1 protein-coding gene is annotated in these 7,892 nt (G+C 44.8%); it reads right to left on the bottom strand.

Annotation, left to right across the window (positions count from 1 at the left end; all coding sequences use genetic code 11):
* Positions 1–10: 10 nt before the first annotated feature.
* The gene (bacB, locus tag M1E03_RS08940) at positions 11–7,828 is read right to left on the bottom strand and encodes a bacitracin non-ribosomal peptide synthetase BacB (protein WP_105981065.1); all 7,818 of its coding nucleotides are present in this window, start codon (positions 7,826–7,828) and stop codon (positions 11–13) included.
* Between the last annotated feature and the right edge of the window lie 64 nt (positions 7,829–7,892).

The following is a 7,892-nucleotide window of genomic DNA, read 5'->3' as shown; positions in this document are numbered from 1 at the left end:
TTCATGATATCTAGCTGTCGATAGATTCATATTCATTTAATAATTCTTCAAGATCTTCCAACGAGAGTTTGTCATAACCGTAGTCAGAGGACGTTTTTTCGGTTTCATTTTTGCCCGTACAATGGCTGATGACCATTTGCAAACTTTCTTTGAATGCTTGATTCAATTCGCTGATCGTATCTGGAGAATACTCGTATTCGTTAAATGTCGTACTGATCATCAATTGCCTGCCGACAACAACTGAATCGATTTCAACAGAAGCATCTCTTGCACTTTTTTCTCCGATGCTTTGACCTGTTGAAAGCTTTGACGATGAAAATTGTTCAGTCGTCAGATCATGATCGAGCTCACCAAGATAATTGAATAAGATCGGAGGCTTTTCATCCTTTATAAGCCCTTCGTCTTTTCTCAAATACTTGAGGATGCCGTATCCGATTCCATTATTCGGTATTTTCCGCAAAGTTTCTTTCACGATCTTAATCATCACAGACAAGTCTGTTTCATCTTCTAAGTCGATGAATACCGGATACATTGCGGTGAACCAGCCGACCGTTCTCGTAATATCCACATCTTGCAAAATATCATCTCTTCCATGGCCTTCCATAAGAATTTTCAGCCTGTTTTCCCCCGTCAGCTGCCTTGAGGCGATCAACAAAGCCGTTAAAAGGAGATCATTAATCTGCGTATTGTATGCTTTATGCGCATTTTTCAGGAGCTGTTCCGTCTCCATTTGGCTGAGGGATATTCTGAGTGTTCTGCTATTTTCATAGTTATCATGTGCCGCTTGGCGATGTTTAGGGAGGAATGCCATCTTTCCTTTGGATATCTCCCGCCAATATTCTTGTTCTTTCAGGAGCTTTTTGCTGCTTGCGTACTCAGCCAGTTTTTCGGAAAACGTTTTGTACGAATCCGTTTTATAACCGAGCTCTATCGGTTTGCCTTGCAAGGCTTGACCGTATGCCGCTTCAAAATCCTCGAACAATATTCTCCAGGACACGCCGTCTACCAAAAGGTGATGGATCGCAATCAGCAGATGGTCTCCCTCCGTTGTTTTAAACACGCAGAGCTTGATCATTTTGCCCTCGCTGATGGATATGTCTTTTTGAATATTCGTCGCTATCTGATAAACAGTTTCCTCGAGATTTTTTTCCGTTTTCAAATCATAGACATTCAGATCGAAGACGCTGTCTTCCAAGCCGCGGTTATGCTGAATGATTTCACCGTTCTTCTCCCGATAGACCATCCGTAATGCATCATGGTGTTCTGTGAGTTTACGGATAACCTTTTCGACGATCCTTTCAGCAAACCCGTTTTCCCTGTAGAGCATAAACGCTTGATTATAATGGTTTTGCTCCCTTTGATTCGCTTCAAAAAACGACCTTTGCACAGGAGTCAGCGGCACTTGCCCTTGCACGATTTCGCTGGTGCGAGCTTTCGTTTCTTTTTTGACATATTTACTGAGGTGTCTGATGGACGGATTGGTAAACAGATCTTTAACCTGAAGCTTGAGATCGGCTCTTGATAATTTTGAAACGATTTGCAGAGCCTTAATTGAATCTCCCCCGATTTCAAAAAAATTATCGTTGATTCCGATTTTGTCCCTGTCCAGCACCTCCTGCCAAACAGCGGCCAGCTTTTCTTCCGTTTCATTGCGCGGCGCTTTATATCCGTTTGCCGCTATGGCATCTCCGGCAGGTTCAGGAAGCGCTTTTCGATCGATCTTTCCGTTTGGCGTGAGGGGCATCTTGTTGATTTGAATAAAATAGGAAGGGAGCATATAATCCGGTAAATGATCGGACAAATATTCCCTCAGTTCATTTGCGTTTGTTTTCGCTCGAGCGACAATATAGGCGCACAGGTACTTATGTCCTTTCTTGTCTTCCCGGTCTATAACGACAGCTTCGCTGATGTTTTGATTTTCCAAAAGCTTCGTTTCAATTTCGCCTGTTTCTATTCTGAAACCGCGAATCTTGACTTGGTGATCGATTCTCCCGAGGAATTCGACATTTCCATCAGGCAGCCACCTTGCCAAGTCTCCCGTTTTATACATCTTCCCCCCGGCGGCAAAACGATTTGGAACAAACCTTTCCTTCGTGAGTTCCGGTTTGTTTAAGTATCCCCTCGCGACCCCTTCACCGCCGATGTACAACTCACCATAAACGCCGACCGGCTGCGGGTTTAATGAGGAATCCAATATATAAAATGCTGTATTGTCCAGCGGCTTTCCTATCGGCGTATTCGCAATCTCTGGAATCCGATCCAAAGCTTCTTCATAATAGCCGGAATCGACAGAAGCTTCTGTGACGCCATAGCTGTTGATGATTCTCATCCTTTGTCCGAACCGTTCAACGAGCCACTTATAATCTTTGATCGTGCAAGTGTCAGAACCCATGATCAACAGCTTCATGCTTGAAAGGTCAAGCTTGTGATGATCGATATATTTCATCAAAGGAATGATCAGGCTTGGCGTCGATTCCAACATATGAATGCCGTATTTGTTGATCATGTCATACAGCAGATTCATTTCCAGTTTGACATCATCCGGGACCATATACATTGTTCCGCCGTTGAGAAGACTGCGGCATAAATCTCCTGCGAATACATCAAACGACATGCTGGCAAGCTGGAGCAGGTTAACTGAAAATGATGCCAATTCATAGTGCTTTCTCCAAGTATAGTGGGCATGAATGATATTGCGGTGCTCGACCATCACGCCTTTCGGGTTTCCCGTCGTACCCGAGGTATAGATGACGTATGCCAAATCACCGGGGGAATTAAGATGCTCCAAATTGCTTCCATCCGTGTCGTAAGCATCGGCCTGATCGATTTGGATGATTTCTCCGGCAAAGCTGATGCTGCCAATAAGCTGATGCTGGGTCAGCAATAGATCAGCTCCGCTATCCGTGATAAGATATTGGATGCGCTCTTTCGGAAGCCCCGGATCGATCGGCATGTACGCCCCGCCGGCCTTTAGAACCGCCAATATGCCTGTCACCATTTCCAACGAACGCTCCGCCATGATTCCGACTACTGACTCCCGCTGAACCCCTTTTTTCCGCAATGTTCTGGCCAATTGATTCGCTTTTTCATTTAATTCGCGGTATGTCAACATATGATCTTTGAAGACCGCCGCCGGATGATTCGGTGATTTTTCGGCCTGCTCTTCAAACAGCTCAGAAAAAATTCCCGACGGGTGTTCGGCGTTCGTATCATTAAATTGATACAGCACTGTGTTCCTTTGTTCCTCTGAAAGCATGCTGATTTCGTTTAACGGCTTCTGCGGATGATCGGAAATATCTCTTAGGATATTGACGAAATGCTGCGCCAGCGTTTCGGCGGTTTCTTTTTTATACAGCCTTGTGCAGAATTCCAGGTGAAACGTAATGACGCCTGCGGACTCTGCTGCTGCCAGCGACAAATCGAATTTTGAAATCTGAAACTCCAAATCAACGGGTTCAACATGCAATCCCTCTATATCAGGCTCTGCATCATCCAGCGCCTGCATATCAAACATTGTGTCAAATAAGGCATTTCTGCTGATGTCCCGTTCCAAATCTAATTTGTCTACGAGTTCATCGAAAGGATAATCTTGATTTTCATAGGCGTTAAACGTATTTTCTTTTACATCTTGCAAATACTCAATGAATGTCCTGCCGCCTTTCGGATGGTTTCTCATCGCAAGGGTGCCTACGAACATCCCGACCGTCTGTTCCAACTCCTCCCGGGTTCGCCCCGCAATCGGCGAACCGACAATGATATCTTCCTGTCCGGTGTATTTCGAAAGCAGTATTGTATACCCGGCCAACAGCAGCATATACATCGTGACTCCGTTTTCTTTCGCTGTTTTTTTCAGCTTATCCGTCAGCTCTCTTTCGATTGCAAATGCGATTCGATCTCCTTCATAGCTTTGCATTTGCGGCCTTGGAAAGTCCGTCGGCATGTTCAGAACAGGGATGGCGTCTTGAAAAACGGATAGCCAGTATTCTTCCTGTTTTTTCAACCGGTCTTTTTGACAGGACTCTCGCTGCCACTCGGAATAATCTTTATATTGGATCTTTAACGGTGCAAGTTCCTTTTCTTCATATAAAGCCGCCCATTCTTTCATCAAGATCCCGATTGATACGCCATCGGAAATGATATGGTGCATATCAAGCAGGAGAATGTGTTCGGCTGCGTTCACCCTCACCAGCTCCGCTCTCAGAAGAGGGGCTTTTTCCAGGTCAAACGGTCTGATAAATTGATTCATCCGTTCCCGAAGGCTGCAATTGTCAAGCTCCCGGTATTTCATTTCAAATGTGACCCCTTCGTTTATATTCTGAACGGGTTCGCCATTGATGGTCACAAAGGATGTTCTTAAACTCTCATGTCTTTTGATTAGCGTTTTGAAGGCCTTCTCGGCCTTTTTCGTTTGGAGCCCACCTCTTATTTTCATCGCAAAAGGCATATTGTAGGCGGTTTGGCCTTCTTCGATTTGATTGAGGATGTACAGCCTTTTTTGAGCGGAAGAAAGCGGGTAGTATTCTTTCTTTTTCGCTTTTAGAATGTCGGATTGAACTTGTTTTTGTTTTTGTACGATATAAGCTGCGATGTCTTTAATCGTCGGATGGCTGAAGATTTCCTTTAGCGTCACTTCGACTTTTAATGCCGCTTGAATTTTCGCGGCCATTGAAAAAGCTTTTAACGAGTGTCCGCCGATGTCAAAGAAATGGTCGTTAATCCCGATCTGTTCCGCTGGCAAGATATCCTGCCAGATCGATAAAAGTAAGGCTTCCGTTTGATTGCGCGGGGCTTCGTAGCGGGCTTGGGCAAATGCCCCTCGATCCGGCTCCGGCAATGCCTTAAGATCAGCCTTTCCATTGATCGTGCGGGGAATTTGATCAAGCTTGATAAAGCAGGACGGAATCATATACTCCGGAAGGTCCTTCGCCAAGCGTTCTTGAACCTGCTCAATATCTGCGTTTTTGTTATTGAATGCGATGTAGGCGCATAGATATTTGCTGTTTTCCTGATCTTCCTTCGCCACCACGATGGCTTCATTAATATCGTCGTTCATCAGCAACCGGTGTTCGATTTCTTCCAGTTCGATCCGATAGCCGCGGATTTTGACTTGGCTGTCGATTCTGCCTAAAAACTCGATGTTTCCGTCAGACAGCCATCTGGCTAAATCGCCTGTACGATATACTCTCTCGCCTGATTCGTCCAGCACAAAGGCCGCTTTTGTCAATGTTTCATGATTCAAGTATCCCCTTGCGACCCCTTCGCCGCCGATCAATAGTTCGCCCGGTACTCCAACCGGTTGCGGCCGGCCGTATTGATCTGCAATGTATACTTTATAATTGCTTAAAGGCTTGCCGATAGGAATGCTCGTTTTTTTGCGGTCTGCGCTGCTTAGTTGATAATAGGTTGCACAAACTGTCGCTTCCGTGGGACCGTAAGAATTGTAAACGTCGGCGCCTTTGATGATATTTTCGACGTACTCAAATTTTAATACGTCGCCTCCACTGATAAATTTCATCTGCGGATGAAAGGTTAAGTGCTGATTTTTATCGATTTCATTCAATAGAAGCGGGGAGCAGCTGACAAGTGTGACACGATGCTTCCCGATCGTTTTCACCAGTTCATCAATGTTCAGATCGCTTACTTTTCTGCTGATCACCAAGCGCCCTGAGCAAGCTAAAATAGGGTAGACTTCTTCAGAAAATGCATCAAATGAAAAGGATACGACTTGCAAAACTGTATCATCTTCGCTCAAAGGGATCCTTTTCGTAAAAGCATCAACATAATGAACGACATTGCGGTGAGTCGTCATGACACCTTTCGGCCTGCCTGAAGAACCCGAAGTATAAATTACATATGCCAAATCAGAAGCCTTATTGACATTTGGGAGATTTTCTTTGCTGAAAGATCGGGTGTCTTCGGCGGTTATCAGTTGACGCCCGTCTATTTTCGATTTAAAGGGCTCCTGGATGACGACCATATCAGCCCCGCTGTCTTCCAGCATATATTTGACTCTGTCCTCCGGATAATCCGGATCAATTGGCAGATAGGCTCCGCCGGCTTTTAAAATTCCGATAATTCCGATGATCATCTCGAATGAACGGTCTGTCATGATCGCGACAATTGTATCCGGCTTTACGCCCTTCTCTCTTAAAAGCCAGGCCAATTGGTTGGCTTTTTCGTTCAGCTCTCTATATGTCAATTGCTGATCTTCGAATATAACAGCGGGGTGATCGGGTGTTTTTTCAGCCCGCTCTTCAAACAGCCGGCTGAGTGTCTTGTTTTTCGGACCATCTGTCTTCTCATGATTGAATGTATGTAAGATGATGTCTTTCTCCTCTTCCGACATCATCCTAATCTCGCTTAACGCCAGTTCAGGGTGATGAGCAGCGTCTTTTAAAACATTCAAAAAATGTCCGGCCATTCTTTCAATCGTTTCTTTTTTATACAGATCCGTGCAATATTGAAAATCAAATTTCAGGTTGTCTCCATGCAAAAATGCCGTCAGGCTTACATCGAATTTCGCGACATGAAATGGAATATCATACGTGTCAAAATGCCCCCCGCCGGCTTCAGATGCGAAATCATCCGCATGCTGCAGATCAAACATCGTATCAAACAGCGGATTTCTGCTCATGTCCTGTGTCAAGCCCAGATGTTCGATCAATGCATCAAATTGATAATCTTGATTTTCATAGGCGTTCAATGTATTGTTTTTGACCGTTTGGACATATTCGCTAAATGTCATGTTCCCCGTTGGCCGGTTTCTCAGCGCAAGGGTGCCGACAAACATCCCGATTGTCCCGTTTAAATCGGCATGCGGTCTTCCGGCAATCGGCGAGCCGACAATGATATCCTCTTGTCCGGTGTATTTTGACAGCAGAATGGTGTAGCCTGCCAAAAGAAGCATGTACATCGTAACGCCGTTTTTTGCGGCTATCGTCTTCAGTTTTTTTGTGGTGTCCTGATCCAATTCCACAACCGTTCTGTTCCCTTGAAAGCTTCGGATTTTCGGTCTCGGAAAATCAAGCGGCATATTCAATACCGGAATGTCTCCCCGGAAGGTGTTAAGCCAATACGCTTCCTGCTTCTTCAACCGGCTCTGCTGCTCGATGTCTTTCTGCCACTCTGAATAATCTTTATACTGAACCGCCACCGGAGGTAATTCTTTGCCTTCACAGCAGTCGGCGAATTCCTTCATTAATATTCCGATAGAGATGCCGTCTGAAATGATATGATGCATATCAACGATCATCATATGCTCAGCTTCATCCACTTTTACGATTTCCGCTCTTAAAAGCGGGGCTTTTTCTAATTGAAAAGGTTTGATGAAACGGCTGATTTTCTCCTGGATGCTTTGATCCCCCAACTCGCTGTATTCAAGTCGGAACTCGGCTTCCTGTTCGATTTTCTGCACCGGTTCGCCATCGAGCATGACAAAAGAAGTTCTTAACGATTCATGCCTTTTGATGAGCGCTTTCCATGCCTGTTCAATTCGGCTGATTTGAACTTCACCGTTTATTTTTACTGCCATCGGCATGTTATAGGCCGTTTTGCTGTCATCAAGCTGATTTAAAATGAACATCCTTTTTTGTTCCCTTGACAAAGGATAGGTTCCGCTTTTAGACGGCGCCGCTTTCGGAAAGCTTCGCTCAATGTCCGTTTCGCCCGCTTCCAGCGCTGCGATGATGTCATCTTTATACCGCTTGATTTGCTGTTTTAAGTCAGCCGTCAATAATTCTTGAGGACCGATGATTTTGATTTTTCCCTTGTTATGGTATAAGGTGATATTTTTCTTTTTCAAATCATTTATGAAGTCCATTATGCTCATACTCATCTCACTCCATTCGTCAGACTTGCGGCCAATATCAGAATCGTTTTTTTGCGGAAAATGG

Source organism: Bacillus sp. PK6-013 (assembly GCF_054161445.1).
This window is presented reverse-complemented; position numbering and strand designations above follow the sequence as displayed.

Bases quoted from the DNA above. Each gene is read 5' to 3' on its own strand.
- bacB (WP_105981065.1), bottom strand. From the start codon at position 7,828: ATGAGCATAATGGACTTCATAAATGATTTGAAAAAGAAAAATATCACC.